The organism is endosymbiont of Riftia pachyptila (vent Ph05) (genome assembly GCF_000224455.1).
In the GTDB taxonomy this organism is placed as follows: Bacteria; Pseudomonadota; Gammaproteobacteria; order Chromatiales; family Chromatiaceae; genus Endoriftia; species Endoriftia persephonae.
Genome location: NZ_AFOC01000001.1, coordinates 30520 through 54996, shown reverse-complemented (window position 1 = coordinate 54996; position 24477 = coordinate 30520). Strand labels below are relative to the sequence as shown.

Sequence of the window (24477 nt, the reverse complement as noted above, 5' to 3'; positions counted from 1 at the left end):
CTGTTGTTTTAGAAAGGATCGACCTCGGATGTTGATGTGTCGCCGCCGTTGGGGTTGGAGGTGGTGCTTGGAGTTGTTTCGCTGCTGGGTGGTGTTGGCGCGTATTGCTCGCGAAAGGTCTCGAAGATTGCGTTCTTCTGGCTCGCGCTCACCGCCTCACCGGTCTCCGGATCGATACGCACGGTGACCATGCCGGGAGGCATCTCCAGAGACGATTCCGGTTTTCCTTCCAGGGCGACCCGCATGAAGTCGATCCAGGCCGGGAGCGCCGCTCTGCCCCCCACTTCACCCCGGCCGAGGGGCTGGACGTCATCGAAACCGATCCAGACGATGGCAACCAGGTCGCGGTGGAATCCGTTGAACCAAGCATCGCGTTGGTCGTTGGTGGTGCCGGTCTTGCCAGCCAGATCGCTGCGGCCGAGCTGCTTAGCGCGGGTTGCGGTGCCCGACTGGATTACATCGCGCATCATGGAGTTCATCAGGTAGTAGTTTTGCGCGGAGATGACCCGTTGAGCGCAGCGTTGCGGGGGGGGCTCGGTGGCGTAGAGAGGAGCGGCTTTGTCCGCGGCGGTTGGGCTGGATGTCTGCTCGGGTGGCTCACAGACGATCTCGGGTTCGGCTTTGAAAAGGGTTTCGCTCCGGTCGTTTTCAATGCGTTTTATCAGGTATGGCGTGATGCGATAACCGCCATTGGCCAGCACGGCATAGCCCTGAGCCATCTGCAACGGGCTGATGGCGCCGCTGCCGAGGGCGAGGGAGAGGTCGTGTGGTAGTTCGCTTTTACTGAAGCCGAAACGGCTGATGTAGTCGAGGGTGGTTTCGATGTTCATCGACCGCAGCAGCCGTATCGAGACGAGATTGCGGGATTTTTTCAGCGCATAGCGCAGCCGGGTCGGGCCAAAAAATCGACCGCTGTAGTTCTCCGGTCGCCAGGCTGCCTCCAGTGCCGGGTCTTCAAATACCACCGGGGCGTCGTTGATCAGGCTGGCGGGAGTGTAGCCTGCTTCCAGTGCGGCGGAGTAGATGAATGCCTTGAAGCCAGAACCGGGCTGGCGTTTGGCCTGGGTGGCCCGGTTGAACTTGCTCCAGTAGAAGTCGTAGCCGCCGGTGAGGGTCTGGATCGCGCCGTCGTTGGGGTTGAGGGAGATGAAGGCCCCGGCAACTTGGGGGATTTGCGCCAGACGCCAAATGGGTTCGCCCTCTGGCTGCGGTTCACGCGTAACGCGGATCAGGTCGCCGGGTTTGAGGATCTCAGCGGCGTTTTTTGGTGCGTTTCCGACCCTTTCCTGGTCGATGAACGGAGCGGCCCAAGCGAGACCTAGCCATTCAAGCGTGATGCTGTCGCCGTTACCGATGTAGACCGTGGCGGATTTTTCCTGCACTTCGGTGACTATGCCGCTGGTGAGTTGAGCGATCGGCTTGAGCTCTGCGAGCAGTGGATCGAGGGTTTCCGGGGTGGAGGGCTGTGGCAGTGTCCGATTGCCCTCCGCGCCGCGGTAGCCGTGGCGCTTATCGTAGGCAAGTAGGCTGTTGCGCAGGGCCGTGTTGGTGGTCTGCTGGAGGCGGCTGTCGATGGTGGTGAAGATGCGGTAGCCGCCAGTATAGGCCTGGTTGCCAAAACGGGCGACCGCCTCGGCACGGGCCATTTCGGCTACGTAGGGTGCGTCTACCTCGCTGAGCGCCTGGTGCAGGGAGGCGCTCAGCGGGGCGATGCGGGCCGCCTCATACTCTTCAGCAGAGATGAAGTCCAGGCTGCGCATCCTGCCGAGCACATAGTTGCGGCGCTGCTTTGAGCGCGTGGGGTTGCTGATGGGGTTGTTTTTTGAGGGTGCCTTTGGCAGACCTGCAACCATGGCGATCTCCGCCAGTGTGAGTTCGCTGACCGGTCGTCCATAGTAGACCAGCGCGGCAGCGCCAACGCCGTAGGAACGATGCCCCAGATAGATTTTATTGAGGTAGAGTGCCAGGATCTCCTCTTTGCTGAGTTCGTTTTCGATCTTGAGGGAGAGGAAGATCTCATTGAGTTTACGGGTGAAGGTCTTCTTTCGACTTAGGAAGAAGTTTCGCGCCACCTGCATGGTGATAGTGCTGCCGCCCTGACGGCGCTCTCCGGTCAGCAACAGCTGGAATGCGGCCCGTAGTAGGCCGTGATAGTCAACACCCGGATGTTCGAAGAAGCGGTCATCTTCGGCGGCCAGGATCGCCTGGATCAGGCGCTTTGGTACCTCGTCATATTGTAGTGGCTGGCGACGCTTCTCGCCGAATTCGGCAATCAGTTTGTTGTCGTTGCTGTAGATTCGAAGCGGGACCTGAAAATGGATGTCTTTAAGAACATCGATGGATGGCAGGTCAGGCTTTAGATAAAGGTAGGTGCCGTAGATACCGGACAGGCCCAGCAAAAACATGACGAGAGCCGGGAGAAGGATGAATTTTACGATTTTATGCAGTGGCTTCATGCGCTACATCACAGAAAAAAGGGGTCCTGGGAGACCAGAATGGAGTGCTCGTAGATCGAGCCATTGGGCTCTTGGTCGATCAGGGGGATGACTGAGGACAAAGATCTCTCCGTTAGTCGCGTGCTGCGCGGAAAAGTTGCGTGTTCCAATAAATGCTGTTGGTTATTTTGCCGCGGCGCAGGTCACTGTTTCTCGCTCAGATTATCCCAGTGTTTGTGAGAAGCGATATACTAACAGAACTTGGCAGAGGGTTTGTGGTTGCTGGCAAAAAACGGCTTCACAAAAAAATCATTTGCTGCTATATAGTTAACTACTCTAGTTAAAGAGATTCCTCGGTTTTGGGGCTTGGGGAAGGCTTTTCAGGAAACCCGCATGTTCTTCGGTAGAAAAAAACCACCTCTGGTTGGGATTGATATCAGCTCTACGACAGTAAAATTGTTGGAGCTTTCCTCGAATGCCGGCCGTGGTGGCGCCATGTACCGGGTGGAGGCCTATGGTGTAGAGCCTTTGCCGCCAAATGCAGTTGTTGAAAAAAACATCGCCGATGTTGACGCTGTGGGAGAGGCGATCAAGGCTGTGCTGCGGCGTTCTGCTTCCAAGGCAAAGCAGGCGGCGGTGGCCGTCTCGGGGTCGGCGGTTATCACCAAGGTGATCTCTATGCCGGCCGCCCTGTCAGACCAGGAATTGGAGAGCCAGATCCAGCTGGAAGCTGATCAGTACATCCCTTACCCCTTGGAGGAGGTCAATATCGACTTTGAGGTGCTGGGAACATCGGAAAAAAATCCGGAGTTGATGGATGTGCTACTGGCGGCGTCGCGCAGTGAGAATGTAGACGATCGGGTTGCTGTCTTGGAGTTGGCCGGGCTGACGGCGGCAATCGTCGATGTTGAAGCCTATGCGATGGAGAATGCATGTTCTCAACTCGTTGACCAGTTGCCTGAGCATGGGGTTGACCAGACTATTGCCGTGGCCGATATTGGCGCTACCACCACTACCCTCAACGTTCTGCACAACAACAAGATCATCTACACACGTGAGCAGAATTTTGGGGGGCGGCAGCTTACCGAAGAGATTCAACGGCGGTATGGGCTTTCATTGGAAGAGGCAGGAATGGCAAAGCGCCAGGGTGGTTTGCCGGACAATTATGTGCCCGAAGTGCTGGAGCCATTTAAAGAGGCGATGGCGCAGCAGGTGAGTCGTTCGCTCCAGTTCTTCTTTTCATCCAGTGCCTACAGCAGTGTTGAACACATTGTGTTGGCAGGTGGCAGTTCATCGATTCCCGGTGTCGATGAGTTGATCGAGGAGAAGTTGAGCACGCCTGCCTCGGTGGCAAATCCATTTGCCAATATGTCAGTGTCGTCCAAAGTGAAGCCACAGGCGCTTAGCGCAGATGCTCCAGCCTTGATGATAGCTTGTGGGCTAGCCCTGAGGAGTTTCGATTAATGGCGCGTATCAATCTACTTCCGTGGCGTGAAGCGGAGCGCAAAAAACGGCAGCGGGAGTTTGGTTTCATGCTGATGGCGGCTGTTGTGGTGACGGTCATCGCCATCATCTCATTGCATATGCATATTCAGAGCTTGATTGCTGCTCAGGATAGCCGCAACGCTTTCCTTGGGAGGGAGATTGCTGTTGTTGAGCAGCAGATCAAGGAGATCAGCGACCTTGGCAGAACAAAGGCGGGGTTGTTGGCACGAATGAATATTATCCAAGAGTTGCAAAGTAGCCGGCCTCAGATAGTCCATCTGTTTGATGAGTTGGTTGCGACTCTGCCGGAAGGGGTCTATCTGACCAAAGTCAGTCAGTCGGGAACACGGGTGAAGATTACAGGGCGGGCGCAATCTAATGCCAGGGTCTCTGCATTTATGCGCAAAATCGAGGCATCCCAATGGCTAGGCAAACCCAACCTTAACTTGATCGAAAATAAAGAAGAGACTGGTACTGGTCTTAGTCATTTTGTGCTGGTTGCGCAGCAGATCTCCCAAAATAGGGAGGAAGACAAGTGAACCTACAGGAGCTCAATGAACTCGATTTTAACAACATTGGCCAATGGCCGATGGTGGTCAAGCTTATCCTGGTATTGATCGTGTGCGTGCTGGTTGGGGCCGTCGGATATTATGTGGATACTGAAAAGCAGCTCAAAAAGCTGAAACAGGTTGAACAGAAAGAGTTGAAGTTGCGTGATGAATTCGTCGAGAAGCAATCGAAGGCGGCGAATCTTGATGCCTATAAAAAGCAGCTTGAAGAGATGAAGCAATCGTTCGGTGCCATGTTGCGCCAGTTGCCGAATAAAACCGAGGTTGCTGATCTGTTGGTCGATGTTTCGCAGACTGGGCTGGCAGCAGGTCTGGAATTCGAACTGTTTAAGCCTCAAGGAGAGGTGCCACGAGAATTCTATGCAGAGTTACCAATCAAGATCAAGGTGAATGGTTATTATCATGAGTTTGGTGATTTTATAAGTGGTTTGGCTGCCCTGCCACGAATTGTCACCATACATAATGTAAATATCTCGCACCGGAAAAAGAGAACAGCGGGGGCAGATGATGGCCGCCTGATATTGGAGGCAACAGCTAAGACCTACCGCTATATGAACGAGGAGGAGGAACAATGATGCTCTCCTCTCCTACTATGCGCTCAAAGTGGTGGTTTGTTCTGGTGCCGCTTTTTATGATGGCAGGGTGTACTGAGTCCCGTGTTGATGACCTGGAACGCTTCGTTGCTGATACCAAGTCAGCGACACCGCCCCGTATAGATCCTCTGCCAGAAGTGCAACAGATTGATACCTTCTTGTATGAGAGTGGGGGGCGACGTGATCCCTTTTCATCGGAGGTCCAACAGACAGAGATTGACCGGGTTACCGTGGATGATGGTGTTTCGCCTAACTTCAATCGACGTAAGGAGGAGTTGGAACACTTCCCGCTCGACTCGATTCGAATGGTTGGTACTCTGGAGCAGGATGGAACCACTTGGGGTTTGGTGCAGACGCCTGAAGGCACGATTCACAGGGTGCGGGCTGGGAATTACATGGGGCGGAATCATGGGCGGGTGACTGTGATTTCGGAAGAGAAGATAGACCTGACGGAAATTGTTCAGGATGGTTTAGGCGGATATCGTGAGCGCTTGGCCTCCCTTGCGTTGACGGAATAATCCAGAGGATTTATGAAATGAATGGTTTGCCAGCGGCAATCAGGAGCGGACTGGAAGAAGGCGTCAACACGCCGTCACGAGGGATAAAGCCCAAGTGGTTCCTGTACCTATTGCTTACCCTGTGGATTCTTCCGGTAACTGCGTTTGCAGATAATCAGCTGAAATCTATCGATTTCTCCGCACTCCCCGGCGATCAGCTTCAGCTCAGGTTGTCACTTTCCGAAAAGATTGTGTTGCCAGCCAGCTTTACGACCGAATCGCCGGCGCGAATCGCCTTGGACTTTGCAGAAGTAAGTAGCGCGCTCGACTATAAAACATTGCCGATTGGTGTTGGAGCCGTACAAAGTGTCACAGCCCTTGAGGCTGGAAACAGAACGCGGGTGGTGATCAACCTGATCAGCACAGTAGCATTTACTCTCAAGGTAGATGGCTTGGATGTGGTGTTGACCTTGGATGCGGGCAACCGGGGATTGGTTGAGTCACCGGAGAAAGGCACAGAAGAACCTCAAGTCGCGACTGCAGTAGCTGCTAAAGCAGCTGGACAGGCCGATAGCATTGAGGAGATCGATTTTAGGCGCGGAACAGATGGAGAGGGCCGCGTTTTGGTGACGTTTTCAGATCCTACTATCGCAGTTGATGTGCGGGAAGAGGGTGGTCAGGTATTGATGGAGTTTTTTGGTGTGACTGTGCCGTCATCCTTGGTGCAAACCCTGGATGTGGTTGATTTCGCGACGCCAGTGACAAAGATTGAAACAAGGCCGCGAGGGGAAAATGTTATTGTTTCGATCTCCACAACAGGCGAATACGAATACATGGCGTATCAAGCAAATGATGTATTTGCTGTGGAATTGCGACCTTTGAGTAAAGCTGAAAAGGAAGCTTTGCAGAAAGAGCGGTTAGTCTATTCGGGAGATCGGCTATCGCTCAATTTTCAGGATATTGAAGTGCGATCGGTGTTGCAGTTATTGGCCGACTTTACCGGCCTCAATCTAGTGACTAGCGATACTGTTGGTGGACGGATCACTCTTCGCCTGAAAAATGTACCTTGGGATCAGGCGTTGGATATCATTCTCAAATCCAAGGGCCTCTCAATGCGGCGCAATGATAATGTCATCATGGTCGCGCCAACTGAGGAGATTGCGGCGCGTGAGCAGTTGGAGCTGGAGTCGCAGCAAAAGATAGAAGAGCTTGCCCCGCTGAGATCGGAATTTATCCAGGTTAACTATGCAAAGGCCGCTGATCTGGCTTCATTATTGAAATCCTCCGAGAATCGTCTGCTGTCTGAGCGCGGTAACGTTACAGTAGATGTGCGGACCAATACCCTACTGGTGCAGGATACTGCTTCAAAGCTTGAAGATATTCGCCGACTGCTGCAAAGGCTTGACATTCCAGTGCGTCAGGTTCTGATTGAGTCCAGGATCGTGATTGCCAACAATGACTTTACCAAAGCGTTGGGTGTGCGATTTGGTGCAACTACCAGTGCCAGTGCGGGTAGTAATGAAGCCTTGATTGCTGGTGGAATGCCTGGCCATATCTCCTCATTCGGTATTGATAAGGGCACTTTTATGACAACGACTACCGGCCAGCCGATTGCCGCCGGTATTGAAATCCCCGCCGGCTCTGGAAATGAGGCGCTGATGGTAAACCTGCCGGCTACAGCGCCCTCTGGTGCCATCAACTTCCTGGTTGGTAAAGTGGGTTCTTATTTATTGCAGTTGGAGCTTTCTGCGATGCAGTCGGAGGGCAAAGGTGAGGTAATCTCAAGCCCGCGTGTTATCACTTCGGATCAGAATAAGGCAACTATCAAACAGGGCGTAGAGATTCCTTATCAGGAAGCCACATCAAGTGGTGCGACCTCTGTGAGTTTTAAAGAGGCAGTATTGAAGCTAGACGTCACGCCTCATATAACCCCCGACGATAGAATTCGTATGGATCTTGAGATAAACAAGGACAGTCCGGACTTCTCCCGTTCTGTATTGGGTGTGCCGCCACTCGATACTCGTAAGATCGAGACGACTGTGCTGGTCGATAATGGAGAAACGATTGTTCTTGGTGGCGTATTTGAGCGAACCAAGACCCAGAACCGGGAGCAGGTTCCGCTTTTCGGTGATCTGCCTTATGTTGGAGTTCTGTTCCGAAAAACAGAAAATACGGATGAAAACCGAGAGCTTCTGATCTTTGTGACGCCAAAGATTCTTAAGGAATCCCTTCGAATTCGCTAGGCACATCGATCGTTAAATATACAGGCGCGCCTTTTGGCGCGCCTTTTCTGTTTTAGAGTACCTTTTGCAGGCGCATCGTCAAATGGATATATCTGAGTTCAATGGCTAGGCGACAAAGTCTTTTTTTGATTGGCCCGATGGGGGCTGGCAAAAGCACAGTTGGCAGGCAGTTAGCTGAAGTGCTTGGTATGGATTTTCTGGATTCGGATCTCGAGATCCAGAAGCGCACCGGCGTTGATATCCCCACTATTTTCGAATTCGAAGGTGAGGAAGGATTTCGCAAACGTGAGGCCGTGGTTATTGATGAACTGACCGGTAAGGATTCGATTGTCCTGGCGACAGGTGGAGGTGCTGTATTGCGTGATGAGAACCGGCGCAATCTTTCATCGCGGGGTCTCGTAGTTTACCTCTACTGCTCGCCAGAACAGCAGTTTGAGAGGACATGCAGAGACAAAAGTCGTCCTCTGCTGCAGACAGAAAACCCCCTTGCCAAGTTGCAGGAGTTGATGGCGATACGGGACCCGCTCTATAGACAGACCGCGGACATAGTGATTGCAACTGAGCAGCGGAATGCCCAGGCTGTTGCGAGAGAGATCAGTAAACGCCTGGAGTTGATTGACTGATGAGTATCATTTAGGTGGTTGGTGAGAGTTGCATATGTCTACAAATACATTGACTGTTGAGCTTGGCGAACGAAGTTACCCGATCTATATCGGAGAAGCGATCCACCACCAGGCAGAGTTCTATCGTCGCCATATTACAGGTAGGCAAGTGATGGTGGTGACGAATGAGACCATTGCTCCGCTCTATCTTGATGAGACCCTGTCTGCATTGTCTGGGTATGATGTGGCCACGATCATCCTGCCTGATGGGGAGCAGTATAAGACTCTGGAGACACTGAACAAGGTCTTTACCGGCCTGCTTGAACATCGCTTTACCCGTAAGGCGACGCTGGTGGCACTTGGGGGTGGCGTGATCGGTGATATAACGGGGTTTGCGGCGGCATCGTACCAGCGGGGGATTCCGTTTATCCAGGTTCCGACAACACTGCTTTCCCAAGTCGATTCATCTGTTGGTGGTAAGACCGGTGTGAATCACGCGCTCGGGAAAAACATGATCGGTGCCTTCTATCAGCCGCTTGCGGTGTTGGCGGATACTGCGACACTCAACACACTGGATGAACGCCAATTGGCGGCGGGCATCGCCGAGGTGATCAAATATGGCCTGATTGTCGATTCAGCCTTCTTTAGTTGGCTTGAGCAGAATATGGATCGACTCCTGAGCCGGGAGCCAGCCGCCCTCGCCCATGCTATCGAGGTCTCCTGCCGTTGCAAGGCAGACGTTGTGGCGGCGGATGAGCGGGAATCTAGTCAGCGCGCCCTGCTCAATTTTGGCCATACATTTGGTCATGCGATTGAGACTGGGATGGGCTACGGAGCCTGGCTGCATGGTGAGGCAGTGGCCGCGGGCATGAGCATGGCAGCCAATCTTTCACACAGGATGGGCTGGATAACAGAAGATGACCTGCAGCGTTGTTGCAGTCTAATTGAGCGGGCTGGGCTGCCGATCCAGCCTCCCGCTGAGATCAGCCCGGATCGGTTTCTGCAGCTGATGGCGGTCGACAAGAAGGTACTGGATGGGCGACTCCGTCTCGTATTGCTGAAGGGAATTGGGCAATCAGTTGTTACGGATGATTTTGACCATCAGTCTTTGCTGGAAACGTTGGAGTCGTATCAGTAATAATCCGCCTCTCCTGAAAGGTGTGCAGTGGTGATCAGTAGTGATTTTTTCTCAACTCCAGAGCTGGCGCAGCGCCTCGATCTGCTTCGACACCTGATTGAAAACAGCGAGTTGCTGCCTGTCGTGCGGGGTGCAGCCGGTGTTGGTAAAAGCGCCATCGTTGCCCAGCTGCGTAAGCAAGCTCCGGAGTCCTGGCAGGTTTGCCTCGTCGATGCGACGCCCCTGACTCAGCCTGATGTGGTGATCTCGACGATCTGCCGTTGCTTCGGCATTGCGCAGGAGGAGCAGTGGTCAAAGGCGCTGAGCAAGCACTTTCAGATGCTACGCGCTCAGGGCGTGACGCCAGTGATCCTTGTTGACGATGCTCACGAGCTTCCCCACTCTGCGATCATCACCTTGATGCGAATCTTTGAGAAGCAGATTGACGGCCGCCCTCAGGCCAGTCTCGTCCTGTTTGGTAATCCACAGGTCGATACGATACTGACAGCCGCGCCAATTCGGGCAATGGCGACCGACAAACTTCATGTAATTGATCTGCCGGTGATTTCTCTGGAGCATGTCCGCGCCTTCATGGAGTTTATTATCCGTGCCGAGGAGTTGCCGGCACGGCTAGGGTTGAATAACGCACTGCTTGAGCGAATCCACCGGGAGACGGGGGGCAGGCCCGGCGCTCTTGCTTCCTCGATTCTGGATGCGCTCGGGGAGGCAGAAGAGGGCGCGGCTTCGTCTAAGGCTAGCAATATGGCGGTGATCAAGCGCACCGGGATTGCGGTCGTGGTCTTATTGTTAGGTGGCGTCCTGCTGTTTCAAGAGCAGATCAATCGTCTTATCGACCCCGGTGTAATTAAGCGTGGTGCAGATCGGCAAACGTTGCCGGTGGAGTCAGAGATGCTGATGCTGGGTGAACTGGACCAGCTTGTCCCGGCGCCGAAACAGACCCCGGCTGAAGTGCTGCGCCAGGAGCCTGCTTTGGTGCTGGCGAACCAGTCTGACGTAGAGGCCGGGCAAGCTCCGGCGTCTCCACCAGTGCAAATCGACTCTGCGCCAGCCACACCAGCAGAGTCTGTGCAAATACCCGAAGCGAAGGCGCCAGCCGATGCGGAATCACCGGAACCGGAGTCAATGCCCGTTGAGGTGGTTGAGGTGCCATCAGAGCAGCAGCCAGTGTCGACTGACGATGAAGTGGCTGTAGTCGATGAGTCTGTGATGGTAGATGAGGTGACGGCATCTGAGCCGGAGGAAAATCCCGAGCTGCTCCAGCAGGCGGTTGATGCCGCGCCTGAGGTGGGCGGTGAAGATGAAGCCCGAACTGCTGCTGAGTTTGAGTCTGAGCAGAGTAGTGATGCGACTGCTGTCACCGAGACTGAGGAGGTCGAAACCGCCGGTGAATCGCCGACTGTTGTCGCGGAGGTGAAGCAAGAGCTGGAGCTGCTGCCTGCGGCTGGCTTGTTGGAGGCAGCCAGTGTAAAAGACAAAAAAGGGGACTCGCCAGCGCAGACTTCTGAGCCGTTTCGACGCGATGCGTGGCTCAAGAGCCAGAAGCCGGATGCCTACGCGATCCAGATGCTGGGTGTCGGTCGGCTTGAGTCATTACTGGAGTTTGTGCGGCGTCATGGGCTGGAGGAGCGGGCGATCTATTTTGAGTCGCGTCGTAACAAAAACCCTGGCATGTGCTGCTGTGGGGTGTCTATCCTGACAGGAAGAGCGCGAAGGCGGCTCAGGCCGAGCTTCCGGCCTCGCTGCGGCGAAAAACGCTCTGGATTCGCGGTCTGGGTTCGATCCAATCGAGCATGCTTGAATCACCTCGATAGACGAGGTAAAGCATCCATATTTCAGCCACTTAAGAGCAGAATGCCTGCTTCATTCTGGAGCTGGACAGCCTCCCGTTAGGCTGCTGATTGTCAAGCACTGGCTTGTGCTCCATTTCTCATATATGCTACGCGGTTTCGTGCGCGCCATATTGCGGTGCAGCAGGTGCTATTGCCCGGCGATCAGCGCCAAACAGGATTCAACTGCCTTGAATAAGCGCCAAATGTCTGGTTTATATCCGGCCTTGGCGCATTAATCGACCTTAGAGGTTTTGCAATGAACCAAGGTGCTTTACCTCCGCGCCAGGGGTTGTACGATCCCGCTAACGAACATGATGCCTGTGGTGTCGGCTTTGTTGCCAACATCAAGGGCGAGAAGAGCCACCAGATCGTCCAGCAGGGGCTGGAGATTCTTGATCGACTGACCCACCGTGGTGCAGTCGGTGCCGACCCCAAGGCGGGTGACGGTGCTGGCATCCTGATGCAGTTGCCTGATGTCTTCTTCCGCGCAGTCGTCGATTTTGATTTGCCGGCGGTGGGTGAGTACGCGATTGGCATGTTGTTTCTGCCGCGTAACGAGGCGAGCCGCACTGTCTGCGAAGAGGTCGTCGAGCGCCTTATCAAGGAAGAAGGCCAGCAGCTGATCGGCTGGCGTGATGTGCCGGTAGACAACAGCGGTCTCGGCTACAGTGTGACCCCGACCGAGCCGGTGGTGCGTCAGGTGATCGTAGCGCGTGGCGACAACTGTGCAGATCAGGAAGCTTTCGAGCGCAAACTGTTTGTGATCCGCAAGCAGATCGAACAGCTGGTGCGTAAGGCTGAGATGGAAGGCGGTAGCTCCTTCTACTTCAGCTCCTTCTCCTCGCGCACCATCGTCTACAAAGGCATGCTGCTGTCGAACCAGGTCGGTGAGTACTATGAAGATCTGCGTGATGAGCGGATGACCAGCGCCCTGGCGCTGGTGCATCAGCGCTTTTCCACCAACACCTTCCCCACCTGGGATTTGGCCCACCCCTTTCGCATGATCGCCCACAATGGTGAGATCAACACCCTGCGCGGCAATGTCAACTGGATGCGGGCGCGTAAGCACTCGATGGCCTCCGGTATCCTGGGCGAGGATCTGGAAAAGATCTGGCCGCTGATCCCGGAAGGCCAGTCCGACTCGGCCTGCTTCGATAACGCCTTGGAGCTGCTGGTGGCCGGCGGTTACAGCCTCTCTCACGCGATGATGATGCTGATCCCAGAAGCCTGGGGCGGTAACAAGCAGATGGATCAGCAGCGCCGCGCCTTCTACGAATACCATGCGGCCCTGATGGAGCCCTGGGATGGCCCTGCCGCAGTCGCCTTCACCGATGGCCGGCAGATCGGCGCCACCCTCGACCGCAACGGCCTGCGTCCTGCCCGTTACCTGATCACCGAGGACAATCTGGTGGTGATGGCCTCTGAGATGGGCGTGCTCGATATCCCGGAAGAGAAGATCGTCAAAAAGTGGCGTTTGCAGCCGGGCAAGATGTTTCTCATCGATATGGAGCAGGGGCGCATCATTGACGATGCCGAGCTGAAACAGCAGATCGCCAGCGCCAAGCCTTACCAGGCGTGGCTCGATAAGACCCAGATCCACCTGGACGCCCTCCCCTCGGATGTCGCTCCAATGGCTCCGGATGCCGCGACTCTGCTGCGCGCTCAGCAGGCCTTCGGCTACAGCCAGGAGGACATCAAATTCCTGCTCACGCCGATGGTGCTGACTGGCCAGGAGGGCACCGGCTCGATGGGTGCAGACAACCCGCCCTCGGTGCTGTCGCTGCGTGCCAAGCATCTCTCCACCTATTTCAAGCAGAACTTCGCCCAGGTGACTAATCCGCCGATCGACCCGATTCGCGAAGAGATCGTGATGTCGCTGGTGAGCCTGATCGGGCCGCGGCCAAACCTGCTGAACCTCTCCGATGCGGGTCGACAAAAGCGCCTGGAGGTCTCCCAGCCGGTGCTGACCAATGAGGACCTGGAGCGCATCCGCCACATCGAAGACAACACGGGTGGTGCCTTCCGCACCAAGACCCTGCATATCAGCTACCCTGTCAGCGAGGGCGCGGCAGGGATGAAGGCGGCGCTGAGCGCGCTCTGCGAACTGGCAGAGCAGAGTGTTGAAGAGGGCTACAATATCCTGATCCTCTCCGACCGCCGGGTCGATGCCGACAACATCGGCATCCCGGCGCTGCTGGCCACCTCTGCGGTGCACCACCACCTGATCCGTAAAGGGCTGCGTACTGAGTCGGGGCTGGTGGTCGAGACTGGTGGCGCGTTGGAGATACACCACTTCGCCACACTCGCCGGCTACGGTGCCGAGGCGGTCAATCCCTATCTCGCCTTTGACACCATCCAGGCGCAGCTTGCCTCACTGCCTGAGCCGCTGGCGTTTGCCGAAGCCCAGGCCCGCTACATTAAGGCGATTGGTAAGGGGCTGAAGAAGGTGATGTCGAAGATGGGCATCTCCACCTACCAATCCTACTGCGGTGCGCAGATCTTCGATGCGGTGGGTCTCTCCAGCGTCTTCATCGACGACTACTTCAGCGGTACCACCACTACCATCGAAGGTGCGGGCTTGTTGGAGGTTGCCGCCGAGGCAGTGAAGTGGCATGGCAAGGCCTTTGGTGAGCAGCAGATCTACCAGAAGCATCTCGATGTGGGCGGCGACTACGCCTACCGGCTACGTGGTGAGGATCACAACTGGACCCCTGAGAGCATCGCCAAGATGCAACATGCGGTACGTGCCAACGACTGGAACAGCTACGAGGCGTTCGCTAAGTCGATCAACGAACAGAATGAGGTCCTGCTGACTCTGCGCGGCCTGTTCGAGTTCAAGTTTGCCGAGCAGCCGATCCCGCTGGACGAGGTCGAGCCGGCTAAGGAGATCGTCAAACGTTTCGTTACCGGCGCCATGTCCTTCGGCTCCATCTCCTATGAGGCTCACTCCACCTTGGCGGTGGCGATGAACCAGATCGGCGGCAAGTCGAACACCGGTGAGGGTGGCGAGGAGCCCGCGCGCTTCAATCCGCTGCCGGACGGTTCGCGTAACCCGGAGCGTTCCGCCATCAAGCAGGTCGCCTCCGGCCGTTTTGGCGTAACCACCGAGTATCTGGTCAACTCCGATGATATTCAGATTAAGATGGCCCAGGGTGCCAAGCCCGGTGAGGGTGGTCAGCTGCCGGGCCACAAGGTCAACCAGCAGATCGCACGGGTACGCCACTCCACCCCGGGTGTGGGGCTGATCTCGCCGCCGCCGCACCACGACATCTATTCGATCGAGGATCTGGCCCAGCTGATCCACGATCTGAAGAACGTACAGCCCAAGGCGCGGATCAGCGTCAAGCTGGTCTCGGAGGTGGGTGTGGGCACGGTTGCCGCTGGCGTTTCCAAGGCCCACGCCGACCATGTCACCATCTCTGGCTACGATGGCGGCACTGGCGCCTCGCCGCTGACCTCGATCAAGCACGCCGGTTCGCCCTGGGAGATCGGCCTCGCCGAGACCCACCAGACTCTGGTGCTGAACCGCCTGCGCTCACGCATCGCGGTACAGGCTGACGGCGGCATGCGCACCGGTCGTGACGTGGTGATCGCCGCCCTGCTGGGCGCCGATGAGATCGGCTTCGCCACCGCACCGCTGATCGCTGAAGGCTGCTTGATGATGCGCAAGTGCCACCTCAACACTTGCCCGGTGGGCATCGCCACTCAGGACCCTGAGCTGCGCCAGCGTTTCACCGGCAAGCCCGAGCATGTGATCAACTACTTCTTCTTCGTCGCCGAGGAAGCGCGTCGTTTGATGGCGAAGCTCGGCTTCCGCAGCTTTGGCGAGATGATCGGCCAGTCCGAGCGTCTCGACATGCGCAAGGCGATCGGCCACTGGAAGGCGAAGGGGCTCGACTACTCCCGGTTGCTGGCCAAGCCGCAAGCCGCCGAGGGCGATGCGGTCTACAATAGCGAGCGCCAGGACCATGGTCTCGACAAGGCGATCGACAACGAGCTGATCAAACAGGCCGCACCCGCCCTGGAGAGGGGCGAGGCAGTGAAGATCGCGATCGACATCCACAACTACAACCGCACCTTTGGCACTATGCTCTCTGGTCGGCTGGCGGAGCGGTACGGCTTCGCTGGGCTGCCGGATGACACCGTCTATATCAAGGTGAAAGGCACTGCTGGTCAGTCCTTTGGGGCCTGGCTGACCAAAGGCGTAACCCTGGAGTTGGCCGGTGAAGGCAACGACTATGTCGGCAAGGGCCTCTCTGGCGGACGTCTGGTGATCTACCCGCCTAGCGAGTCAAAGATCGGCAAGGCGGAGGAGAACATCATCGTCGGTAACACTGTGTTGTACGGTGCGATCTCCGGTGAGTGTTACTTCCGCGGGGTCGCCGGTGAGCGTTTCTGCGTGCGCAACTCCGGTGCCAGCGCAGTGGTAGAGGGCGTGGGCGACCACGGCTGTGAATACATGACTGGCGGTGTCGTGGTGGTGCTCGGTAGTACCGGCCGTAACTTCGCTGCAGGCATGTCGGGCGGTATCGCCTATGTGCTCGACGAGGCGGGCGACTTCGAGGCTCGCTGCAACCTGGCTCAGGTTGAGCTCGAGCCGATCGCCGAAGAGGACGACGCGCTGGAGGCGCTGGAGCACCAGGGCGGTGATCTGGAGACCCATGGTCGGGTTGATGTCAGTCACGACATGACCCGCTTCGACGCGATCCGCCTCAAGCAGCTGATCGCAAACCACCTGCACTACACCAATTCTGAGGTTGCGAGGAACATTCTTGACAACTGGGAGGCGTACCTGCCGAAGTTCGTCAAGGTGATGCCGGTGGAGTACCGTCGCGCACTGAAGGCGCTGCAGGCAGAGAAGCAGGCCGGGGCCGGCGCCTGATAGCCATTGATTATTGGTCCGCGAAAAACGCAAGACACGCAAAGAGTTTATTGTTTTGCGTTCCTCGCGGATAAAAACCGGAGTTAACTAACGATGGGTAAGCCCACAGGTTTCAAAGAGTTTCCGCGCCAGGACCGCGGCTATGCGCCGGTCGCCGACCGGCTGACTCACTACGGCGAGTTTATGATTCCGCTCAGCGATGAGGCGCTGAGTCAGCAGGGCGCACGCTGCATGGATTGTGGTATCCCCTTCTGCCATCAGGGCTGTCCGGTGAACAACATCATCCCCGACTGGAACGACCTGGTCTATCGGGGCGAGTGGCGTGCTGCCATCGATGTGCTGCACTCCACCAACAACTTCCCTGAGTTCACCGGTCGGATCTGCCCTGCCCCCTGTGAGGCGGCCTGCACACTCAATCTTGACGATGTCCCGGTAACCATCAAGACGCTCGAATACAGCATCATCGAGCGAGCCTGGGAAGAGGGCTGGGTGACGCCACAGATCCCACGCCACAAGAGTGGCAAGCGGGTTGCGGTGGTCGGCTCCGGTCCTGCCGGCATGGCGGCGGCGCAGCAGCTGGCCCGTGCTGGTCATGCGGTGGTGATCTATGAAAGGCAGAATCGCATTGGCGGTCTGCTGCGCTACGGCATTCCCGACTTCAAGCTGGACAAGAAGGTGATCGACCGGCGCATGGCGCAGATGCGTGCGGAAGGGGTCGAGTTTAAGACCAACGTGCATGTAGGTGTCGACATCAAGGCGAAGCAGCTGCTCGAGGCGTACGATGCAGTGGTGCTGACCGGCGGTTCTGAGAAACCCAGGGATCTGCCGATTCCGGGGCGCGAACTGCGGGGCGTCGAGTTCGCCATGGATTTTCTGCGCACCAACAGCCGTCGGGTGCAGGGTGATCAGATCCCCGAGGATGAGTTTATCTCTGCCGAAGGCAAGCATGTGGTGGTGATCGGCGGTGGTGATACCGGCTCCGACTGCATCGGTACCTCCAACCGACATGGCGCAGCCTCCGTCACCCAGCTGGAGATCATGCCGCAGCCGCCGGAGAAGGAGGACAAATCCATCACCTGGCCCAACTGGCCCAACAAGATGCGCACCTCCTCCTCTCAGGAAGAGGGCTGCGAGCGCATCTGGCAGGTCGCCACCAAGGCGTTTGTCGACGATGGCAACGGCCAGGTCAAGGCGGTGAAGTGCGTCAAGGTCGAATGGAATAAGGATGATGCGGGCAACTGGCAGATGTCCGAGGTCGAGGGCTCTGAGTTCGAACTAAAGGCCGATCTGATCACCCTGGCGATGGGTTTTGTCCATCCGGTTCACGAGGGCATGCTCGAAGAGCTGGGCGTGGAGCTGGATGGCCGCGGCAACGTCAAGGGTGAGACCGAAGGTGTGGATGCCTACAAGACCTCGATCGAGGGGGTCTATGCGGCGGGAGATATGCGCCGGGGGCAGTCGCTGGTGGTCTGGGCGATCCGTGAGGGGCGTCAGTGCGCCAAGGCGGTGGACGAATATCTGATGGGTTCGTCTGATCTACCTCGATAAGGCTGAGTTATCGGGCTGGCTAAAAAAGGGGCTGCGGCCCCTTTTTTTGTGGTTGTCACTCAGGTCAGATGGAAAACCGTCAGCTCCTGGTCGGGATTGAAACGCCAGTCGATGTGGGTCCAGCTGGGGGCGATCTCCAGTCCACCAATGTTGAAGCGCTGGTACTTCTCCTGAATGACCGCCTGCATCTCCTGGGGCGTGAGGCCGACACAGATGATGTCGTAGGCATTGGCAATGGCATGTTGTGAGGTGGCCGAAAAGTAGGGGCTCTCGGGGGTTCGAAAACCACTCCACTCTCTCTCTCCACCGCAGTGATAGTTGTTGATTATGAGCGGCTTGCCAAGATATTTGCGCAGTTTGATGAGATTCTTATAGGCGCGCCGGTTAACGAAATTCCAAGCCCGTTGCTCGCCAAACCGGGTGTAGATTGCCGGTGGCACCAGTTCGGCAAGGTGGAAATAGTCACTCATTGTTTTCTCCTTTCAGTTTGATCGGGCCAGTGACGAGGGTGGCCGGCAGATTGTCTAATAACAGTGGGATTAAATCATCGTGTATGGCTGAGGTGCGTGATCCTGATAGAAAAGAGTGTAGTTGACCTGCCTGGGTGGCTGGCTAAGCTGAAGAAATAGCTTGGTTTTATGGAGACTTCAGGTCGGTTATGATGCTCCTTGTCGTTGCAAGCAGAGAAGCCGAGGTTTTCATGAAGGAGAAGTTGATGGTGCTTCCTAGCACCCATTTTGAGCAGATCAGGGTGGTCTCGATTCCCAATGATCTGGATGCCAGTGAGGCGTTTCGCTATGCCACCGGCATTATTGCCCAGGCCGAGGAGTCAGAGGGCGACTACTCATGGGATGATATTGCAGAGGCGCTGGAGGCGCGGGGTTTTATCCAAGTCGATGTAGTACTCGGTCCTGAACTCGACTGAAACAAAAAGGGGCAACGGCTTGCTGCCGCAGCCCCTCTCTTCGATATCAAGGTTTCGGAAGGCTCAATTGTCGCCAAACTCGTCCATATCCATCTGCAGCAGGATCGCCTTACGCAACAATTTCTGCTCGTTCTGCATGGTCCGCTTGATATTGCTGATCTCCTTCTCCAGGTCCTGAATGCGGTAGATCAGTTCTTCGGCATTCATCTCTACATCCGGCGAGATGCTGATACCGCCGCCAGCGACTGCCCGATTGCCACTGGAGTGTATCTCCGAGACTGACGCGAGTTGTGTTTGATTTGGCTGCTGGTAGCTGACTTCCTGCTGAAGTTCAGTGATCACCGAGTCGATGGCTTTGTCGTCAAGGGTGTGCAGCTCTTCGAGGCAACCGTAGAGCATCAGGCGGTCGCAGATCGAATTGATCCGGCGCGGAACGCCATTGGTGAAGTCGAAGATCTTCTTGAAGACCTCGTCAGTGAGCTCCGGATCATTCTTCCAGCCAACCAGCTGCAGTCGGTGCTTGATGTACTTTTCGGTCTCGTCAGCGCTGAGCGGCTCTAGGTGGTAGGAAGCGATGATGCGCTGACGGAATTGCTCCATGCCGGGGCTTTGCAGGGTGCGCTTGAACTCCTCCTGGCCGAGCAGGAAGGTCTGTACCAGTGCCTTATCAGCAACCTGAAAGTTGGAGAGCATGCGTAGCTCCTCGACAGAGCGGGCCGGCAGGTTCTGTGCCTCGTCCACCACCAGCAGGATCTGCTTGCCCTCAGCATGACGGGTGCGGGCGATCGCCTCCAGATTATGCAACAGGGTGGCCTTGTTGAGGCCCTCGTGGGCCAGACCGAAGGAGGCGCAGACCATGCGCAGCATATCGTCAGGATCGACCTGGGTGGTGACTAGCTGGGCGGCCATCACATCTTTGTTGGATATCTCTTGGAACAGGTTGCGCACCAAGGTGGTTTTGCCGGTTCCGATACCGCCGGTGATGACGATGAATCCTTCGCCCTGCTCGAGACCGTAGCGCAGGTAGGCCATTGCGCGGTTGTGGCCCTTACTGTTGAAGAAAAACTTGTGGTCTGGGGTGAGTTGAAAGGGCTTGCCTTTCAGCTTGTAGAAATCGTCATACATTAGATCTTGCCCGTATGGTCTCTTTACCGTCCCTTGGAGTGGCCGTTGGCCCGGGTCGGGATCTTAATTCCTAGGCCAGTCATGTTAAAGACTTGTCAGGGAACCCCGGCGGCAGCTGCGGAAATCGTGAAATTTCACCGGCTCAATTATGCATAGAAAGGTTTGCTTTGCATACAGCACGAGCCGCAAAGCGTTGATCGGTTCATATCTTGGAAAAAGCGGGGATTGGCATCGGGCGTTTCCCCCTATTGACGCTGCCAAACCGGCTCAACTATCTTCCATGCCTAATGAACGTCGCATAATTTCAATAACCGAAAAGGAGCGTTTATGTTGCAAATCGGAGAGGTGGCACCGGAGTTTGAATTGCCGGATGCCGATATGTATATGGTTAAATCCACAGACTTTATAGGTAAAAAGAACCTAGTTCTCTACTTCTATCCCAAGGACGACACTACCGGCTGTACCATCGAGGCGGTGGAACTTTCGGACCTGGTTGAGACGTTTGAGCAGTCCGACACACAGATTTTTGGGGTGAGTCGGGACAATTGCGTCAGCCATGCGGCGTTTCGTGACAAACATGGTTTGACGGTGCGCCTGCTGGCCGATCCAGATGGCGAGGCGTGTGAGGCCTATGGAGTTTGGCAGGAGCGAGAGGCGCACGGAGAAAAGCGCATGGGAATCGTGCGCTCGACTTTCATCATCGACAAGCATGGAGTGCTCCGGCATGCGCTCTATGATGTCAAGCCCAAGGGGCATGCCGCCGAGGTGCTGCAGCTGGTGCAGCAGCTCTGAGCCAGACAATCTTGGGATGAGGGATTGAAACTACGTACCCAACTGCTGCTGTTTCTGTTTCTCTACGGGTTCATCCCGCTCATTGCTATGGTGGCGATCAACCTTCCGTTCGTGCTCGATCGGATGGAGCTGTTTTACCATAAGGCGCACCTGCAAAACTTGCGCGCCGATTTTAAGGATTTGGACGAGCATCTGGCCAGCCGCCATGTGATCCTGCGCCTGCTGGCGAAACTCCCCGAGCCGGGCACGATTCTGGAACGGCAGCCTGAGAAGTCGTCGTCGGAGATCGATGCTGCCCGGCTGCGCTATACCGGCTGGATCAATGAGACCCTGCGTGACCAGCTCGATATCGTGCAGATTCTCTTCATCGATAATCAGGGGCGACCGCGCTTTTGGCTGGAGCGGGATTCCCGTGACCAGCAGTGGAAGCCAACCATCAAAAAACCTGAACTGCCCTCAAAGGCACTGTTTCAGGCGAGTATCAGGCGGGAATTTGGTTTCGTCGGAGTGAGCCAGATTCGCCTCAATCAGCGCACTAACGACCCGCGTCGGCTGATGACGCTGACCCTGATCAGCCCGGTGTTCGAGCGGGCCAAGCCGGGTGGGCCGATCGGAGCGGTGGCGATCAGCATCGACGTCGGCGGCATGGCTCAAGCCTACCGGGATACCCTGTGGGTCACCAACAACGGCGCCTACCTTGAAGAGCGTCTCAAGGGCGACACTCGGCCGCTTGCGTTTGCGGATTTTCAGGGGCTGGAGGAGATATTCAGGCAGGGTAGCCTGGCGCTCTGGAAAGGAGATAAGCAGCAGGTGATCTGGGTGCCCCTGTTTATGACCGAAGAGTCTGGCCCGCTCTGGGTGGGGCGTTCGGTGGACCCCTCTCCGCTGGCCGAGTTTCGTACCAGCCTCTCGTTGCGGGTGATCTTGATCGTGTTGGTGGCGTTGATCATCGTCCTGCTCTCATCGCGTTGGATTGCCCAGCAGATCGCCCATTTCAGCGAAACCCTGGCCGATGGCATCGGGCGGGTGCTGAAATCGGATCAACCGGTGGCGTTTCATTGGCGTGGCCCGCGGGAGATCGAAGAGCTCGGTGAAAAGCTCACCGCCCTGGCCGAGACCCATGCGCATCACACCCAGGCCCAGCGCGAGCATGCCCGTCAGCTGGAGGAGTCGAACCGCTACAAATCAGAGTTCCTGGCGAATGTGAGCCATGAGCTGCGCACCCCGTTGAATTCGATCCTGCTGCTGTCGAAGATGCTGAGGGAGGAGGGGGACAATCTGGGCGAGCAGCAGTGCAAGCAGCTAAAGGTGATCCACGAGGCCGGCAGCGATCTGAAGGCGCTGATCGATAACATCCTCGATCTCTCGCGTATCGAGGCCGGGCAGGCTGGCCTTGTCCTTGATCAGATTGATATCAGGCGCATGGTAGAGGAGCTGCTGGAGCTGGTGCAGCCCCAGTTCGAGGCCAAGGGGCTCTATCTGAAGGCGGAATTTGATCCGCAGTTGCCGGATGGCTTTCTCTCCGATCAGGAGAAGGTGCGGCAGATATTGAAGAATTTCCTTTCCAACTCGATCAAGTTTACCGCAGAAGGCGGCGCAATCCTGCATGTCTATCGAGACCTGGACTCCGCCTGTTGTCCGCTCTGTTTTGCGCTGCAGGATAGCGGTATCGGCATCCCGCAGGAGAAGCACGAACTGATCTTCGAAGCCTTCAAGCAGGCGGATGGCTCCACCAATCGGCGCTTTGGCGGTACCGGGCTGGGGCTCAGCATCAGCCGTCAGCTAGCGCAGCTGCTGGGCGGCGAGATTAGGCTGCAGAGCCAGGAGCAGCAGGGCGCACGATTCACTCTCTGTCTGCCGCTGCAACCGCCGGCTGATGCTGCGATAGAGCCGCCGCCGGAACAGCCCTCTCTGCTTACCGTCAGTCGGCCGCGATCGCAGCCGGAGGAGCCGCCTGTGGATGCGTTCACGGGGGTGCGTTTGCTGTTGGTCGACAACAACCTGAACAACCTGCTGGCCCTGACGCCGCTGCTCGAGGGCTGGGGCCTGGAGGTGACCGCTGCGGGGGATGGCGACGAGGTGTTGGAGACGCTGAATGAAGAGAGTGACTTCGCCATCACACTGGTAGATACCATGATGCTGGGTATGGATGGCTATGATACGATTCGCCGTATCCGCGAAGAGGCGCGCTTCAGTGCCATGGCGATCATCGCGCTCACTGCAGACACGACGGCTGAAGATCGGGAGCGCTGTCTCGAAGTGGGGGCTGATGATTTCATCTCCAAACCGATCGAGATGGAGGAGTTGAAAACAGTGATCGAGCGGCACCTGCCCGCATGACCATTGAGACAAGCTGACGGACCGCCAGGAGCAGATGAAGCGCTACACCGGATTCAAGTTACTGATCGTTGACGATCATGAGCATAACCTTTTTACCCTGCGGACCCTAATCGAACGCCACATGGATGTGCAGGTGTTCGAGGCGGATTCCGGCCAGCAGGCGATCGACATCGCGCTGCATGAGCCGGCTATCGACCTGATCATCCTCGATGTGCAGATGCCGGGGATGGACGGATTCCAGACTGCCTCGATGCTGAAGATCCGCAGCAAGACCAAAGATATCCCGATCATCTTTCTCACCGCGGCGTTCAAGACCGAGGCGTTCCAGCAGAAGGGTTACGAGGTCGGCGCGGTGGACTATCTGCTCAAGCCGATCGATGATAATCAGTTGATCAACAAGATCAGCACCTACTTCCGCCTGATCGAGAAGGAGCGTGGCCTCAACCGGGTGCTCGAGCAGAAGGTAAAAGAGCGCACCGCGGAGTTGGCGGCAGCGAAGCGCCATCTGGAGAATATCCTCACCCATATGGGCGAGGCGCTGCTGCTGCTTAATCCGGAGGGAGAGATCGAATCGGTAAACCCTGCCGCCTGTGAGATGCTGAGCTATCCTGAAGATGATCTGGTTGGCATGACTATCGCTGATATCTTCGAGGAGGAGGAGCAGGAGCAGGCGGGTGCCTTCTTCGGCACCTGGCTTGAGGCTCTGATTCGGACCGGAGCGTTGAACCGCATCGAGGCGCGGTTCATCGCCAAGGATGGTCGGCGGGTACCGATACTGTTCTCCCGCACCGCAGTGAAGGATGAGGCGGGGGAACTTCAGCATATCATCTGCATTGCAAAGGATATGACTGGATATGTACGTGAAGAGGATGCAGTTGATTCAGCATCCTGAGGAGTGTGTCATGAGTGAACCAACAGACCCGGAAATCCAAGGTGAAGATACCGTACTAACGGCCAATGCATTGAAGGCGATGGCGCATCCACTGCGCTGGAAGATCCTCTGTTCGTTGGGCGACAGTGAATTGTCTGTCGGTGAGATCGTGGAGCGTACCGGTACCTCACAGAGCAACATCTCCCAGCACCTGGAGCAGCTGCGTAACAAGAACATTGTGGTCTCCCGCAAGGAGGCAAACCGGATCTTCTACCGTATCCGCAACCATCAGTTACTCGACCTGATCGGCACCATGCGCAATGTGCTCTGCCCTGCCAATCTTGATGACCGCTATCCGAGGTAGAAACGATGGATGAAGCGCTGATCGATTTGCAGACTCGTGTGGCCTTTCAGGAAGAGAGCATCCAGGCACTGAATCGTGCGCTGCTGGATCAGCAGCAGGTCATCAATGCGCTGCAGGCGGAGCTGGAGACCGTGCATCAACGGCTGCGTGCGCTCACGCCATCGCCACTGGAAAGTGATGCGGTGGAGCCGCCTCCGCCGCACTATTGAGAACGGCTCACCCCGGTCGACATAGAATAA

Annotated in this window: 19 protein-coding genes; 16 read left to right on the top strand and 3 right to left on the bottom strand. The window is 56.5% G+C overall.

Going from position 1 to position 24477, the window contains the following annotated elements; genetic code table 11:
- Positions 1-8 precede the first annotated feature (8 nt).
- On the bottom strand, positions 9-2456 hold the full coding sequence (locus tag RIFP1SYM_RS00240) for a penicillin-binding protein 1A (protein WP_005958500.1): 2448 nt from the start codon (positions 2454-2456) through the stop codon (positions 9-11).
- Positions 2457-2828: 372 nt separating this feature from the next.
- Here RIFP1SYM_RS00240 and RIFP1SYM_RS00235 point away from each other — a divergent pair, with 372 nt between their 5' ends.
- From RIFP1SYM_RS00235 to RIFP1SYM_RS00190, 10 genes are all read left to right on the top strand, one after another.
- Positions 2829-3899 (top strand): pilus assembly protein PilM, encoded by a 1071-nt coding sequence (locus RIFP1SYM_RS00235; protein WP_039959384.1) that lies wholly within the window; start codon positions 2829-2831, stop codon positions 3897-3899.
- On the top strand, positions 3899-4459 hold the full coding sequence (locus tag RIFP1SYM_RS00230) for a PilN domain-containing protein (protein WP_006475435.1): 561 nt from the start codon (positions 3899-3901) through the stop codon (positions 4457-4459). Before RIFP1SYM_RS00235 ends, RIFP1SYM_RS00230 begins: the two co-directional genes overlap by 1 nt.
- The gene (locus RIFP1SYM_RS00225; protein WP_005958497.1) at positions 4456-5064 is read left to right on the top strand and encodes a type IV pilus inner membrane component PilO; all 609 of its coding nucleotides are present in this window, start codon (positions 4456-4458) and stop codon (positions 5062-5064) included. The genes RIFP1SYM_RS00230 and RIFP1SYM_RS00225 overlap by 4 nt, the downstream gene beginning before the upstream one ends.
- The gene (locus RIFP1SYM_RS00220) at positions 5061-5600 is read left to right on the top strand and encodes a pilus assembly protein PilP (protein ID WP_005958496.1); all 540 of its coding nucleotides are present in this window, start codon (positions 5061-5063) and stop codon (positions 5598-5600) included. Before RIFP1SYM_RS00225 ends, RIFP1SYM_RS00220 begins: the two co-directional genes overlap by 4 nt.
- 17 nt (positions 5601-5617) lie before the next feature.
- Complete coding sequence (locus RIFP1SYM_RS00215) at positions 5618-7822, top strand: type IV pilus secretin PilQ (protein ID WP_005958495.1); 2205 nt, start codon at positions 5618-5620, stop codon at positions 7820-7822.
- Between the two features lie 101 nt (positions 7823-7923).
- On the top strand, positions 7924-8445 hold the full coding sequence (gene aroK / locus RIFP1SYM_RS00210; RefSeq protein ID WP_005958494.1) for a shikimate kinase AroK: 522 nt from the start codon (positions 7924-7926) through the stop codon (positions 8443-8445).
- 34 nt (positions 8446-8479) lie between these two features.
- Positions 8480-9562 (top strand): 3-dehydroquinate synthase, encoded by a 1083-nt coding sequence (gene aroB, locus RIFP1SYM_RS00205; RefSeq protein WP_039959378.1) that lies wholly within the window; start codon positions 8480-8482, stop codon positions 9560-9562.
- A 30-nt stretch (positions 9563-9592) separates the two neighbouring features.
- Positions 9593-11452: an ATP-binding protein gene (locus tag RIFP1SYM_RS00200; RefSeq protein ID WP_240991972.1), complete on the top strand. Its 1860-nt coding sequence runs from the start codon at positions 9593-9595 to the stop codon at positions 11450-11452.
- Positions 11453-11647: 195 nt separating this feature from the next.
- Positions 11648-16273, top strand: coding sequence for a glutamate synthase large subunit (gene gltB / locus RIFP1SYM_RS00195; protein WP_005958491.1), 4626 nt, complete (start codon positions 11648-11650; stop codon positions 16271-16273).
- 93 nt (positions 16274-16366) lie between these two features.
- Positions 16367-17821: a glutamate synthase subunit beta gene (locus RIFP1SYM_RS00190; protein ID WP_005958490.1), complete on the top strand. Its 1455-nt coding sequence runs from the start codon at positions 16367-16369 to the stop codon at positions 17819-17821.
- A gap of 59 nt (positions 17822-17880) precedes the next feature.
- On the opposite strand, the gene RIFP1SYM_RS00185 is transcribed toward RIFP1SYM_RS00190, so the two are convergent.
- A complete protein-coding gene (locus RIFP1SYM_RS00185) occupies positions 17881-18291 on the bottom strand; it encodes a hypothetical protein (protein ID WP_005958489.1) in 411 nt (136 codons plus the stop codon).
- 245 nt (positions 18292-18536) lie between these two features.
- Between RIFP1SYM_RS00185 and RIFP1SYM_RS00180 the strand changes: the two genes are divergently transcribed.
- Positions 18537-18746: a hypothetical protein gene (locus RIFP1SYM_RS00180; RefSeq protein ID WP_139042015.1), complete on the top strand. Its 210-nt coding sequence runs from the start codon at positions 18537-18539 to the stop codon at positions 18744-18746.
- A gap of 63 nt (positions 18747-18809) precedes the next feature.
- Here the strand turns inward: RIFP1SYM_RS00180 and RIFP1SYM_RS00175 are convergent, their stop codons facing one another.
- Positions 18810-19871 carry an XrtA/PEP-CTERM system-associated ATPase gene (locus tag RIFP1SYM_RS00175; protein WP_005958487.1) on the bottom strand — a complete coding sequence of 354 codons (1062 nt, stop codon included), beginning with the start codon at positions 19869-19871 and terminating at the stop codon, positions 18810-18812.
- A 327-nt stretch (positions 19872-20198) separates the two neighbouring features.
- On the opposite strand from RIFP1SYM_RS00175, the gene RIFP1SYM_RS00170 reads away from it, so the two are divergent.
- From RIFP1SYM_RS00170 to RIFP1SYM_RS00150, 5 genes are read left to right on the top strand one after another with little or no spacing between them, the layout of a single operon-like run.
- Complete coding sequence (locus tag RIFP1SYM_RS00170; RefSeq protein WP_005958486.1) at positions 20199-20663, top strand: peroxiredoxin; 465 nt, start codon at positions 20199-20201, stop codon at positions 20661-20663.
- A gap of 24 nt (positions 20664-20687) precedes the next feature.
- Positions 20688-23003 carry an ATP-binding protein gene (locus RIFP1SYM_RS00165; protein WP_005958485.1) on the top strand — a complete coding sequence of 772 codons (2316 nt, stop codon included), beginning with the start codon at positions 20688-20690 and terminating at the stop codon, positions 23001-23003.
- A gap of 34 nt (positions 23004-23037) precedes the next feature.
- Positions 23038-23895, top strand: a complete 858-nt coding sequence (locus RIFP1SYM_RS00160; protein WP_005958484.1) for a response regulator — start codon at positions 23038-23040, stop codon at positions 23893-23895.
- 10 nt (positions 23896-23905) lie between these two features.
- Positions 23906-24238 carry an ArsR/SmtB family transcription factor gene (locus RIFP1SYM_RS00155; protein ID WP_006475446.1) on the top strand — a complete coding sequence of 111 codons (333 nt, stop codon included), beginning with the start codon at positions 23906-23908 and terminating at the stop codon, positions 24236-24238.
- Positions 24239-24243: 5 nt separating this feature from the next.
- Positions 24244-24447, top strand: a complete 204-nt coding sequence (locus RIFP1SYM_RS00150) for a SlyX family protein (protein WP_005958482.1) — start codon at positions 24244-24246, stop codon at positions 24445-24447.
- The last annotated feature ends 30 nt before the right edge of the window (positions 24448-24477 follow it).

Bases quoted from the DNA above. Each gene is read 5' to 3' on its own strand.
- aroK (WP_005958494.1), top strand. From the start codon at position 7,924: ATGGCTAGGCGACAAAGTCTTTTTTTGATTGGCCCGATGGGGGCTGGC.
- aroB (WP_039959378.1), top strand. From the start codon at position 8,480: ATGTCTACAAATACATTGACTGTTGAGCTTGGCGAACGAAGTTACCCG.
- RIFP1SYM_RS00150 (WP_005958482.1), top strand. From the start codon at position 24,244: ATGGATGAAGCGCTGATCGATTTGCAGACTCGTGTGGCCTTTCAGGAA.
- RIFP1SYM_RS00180 (WP_139042015.1), top strand. From the start codon at position 18,537: ATGGTGCTTCCTAGCACCCATTTTGAGCAGATCAGGGTGGTCTCGATT.
- RIFP1SYM_RS00190 (WP_005958490.1), top strand. From the start codon at position 16,367: ATGGGTAAGCCCACAGGTTTCAAAGAGTTTCCGCGCCAGGACCGCGGC.
- RIFP1SYM_RS00240 (WP_005958500.1), bottom strand. From the start codon at position 2,456: ATGAAGCCACTGCATAAAATCGTAAAATTCATCCTTCTCCCGGCTCTC.
- RIFP1SYM_RS00215 (WP_005958495.1), top strand. From the start codon at position 5,618: ATGAATGGTTTGCCAGCGGCAATCAGGAGCGGACTGGAAGAAGGCGTC.
- RIFP1SYM_RS00155 (WP_006475446.1), top strand. From the start codon at position 23,906: ATGAGTGAACCAACAGACCCGGAAATCCAAGGTGAAGATACCGTACTA.
- RIFP1SYM_RS00160 (WP_005958484.1), top strand. From the start codon at position 23,038: ATGAAGCGCTACACCGGATTCAAGTTACTGATCGTTGACGATCATGAG.
- RIFP1SYM_RS00185 (WP_005958489.1), bottom strand. From the start codon at position 18,291: ATGAGTGACTATTTCCACCTTGCCGAACTGGTGCCACCGGCAATCTAC.
- RIFP1SYM_RS00220 (WP_005958496.1), top strand. From the start codon at position 5,061: ATGATGCTCTCCTCTCCTACTATGCGCTCAAAGTGGTGGTTTGTTCTG.
- RIFP1SYM_RS00175 (WP_005958487.1), bottom strand. From the start codon at position 19,871: ATGTATGACGATTTCTACAAGCTGAAAGGCAAGCCCTTTCAACTCACC.
- RIFP1SYM_RS00170 (WP_005958486.1), top strand. From the start codon at position 20,199: ATGTTGCAAATCGGAGAGGTGGCACCGGAGTTTGAATTGCCGGATGCC.
- gltB (WP_005958491.1), top strand. From the start codon at position 11,648: ATGAACCAAGGTGCTTTACCTCCGCGCCAGGGGTTGTACGATCCCGCT.
- RIFP1SYM_RS00230 (WP_006475435.1), top strand. From the start codon at position 3,899: ATGGCGCGTATCAATCTACTTCCGTGGCGTGAAGCGGAGCGCAAAAAA.
- RIFP1SYM_RS00235 (WP_039959384.1), top strand. From the start codon at position 2,829: ATGTTCTTCGGTAGAAAAAAACCACCTCTGGTTGGGATTGATATCAGC.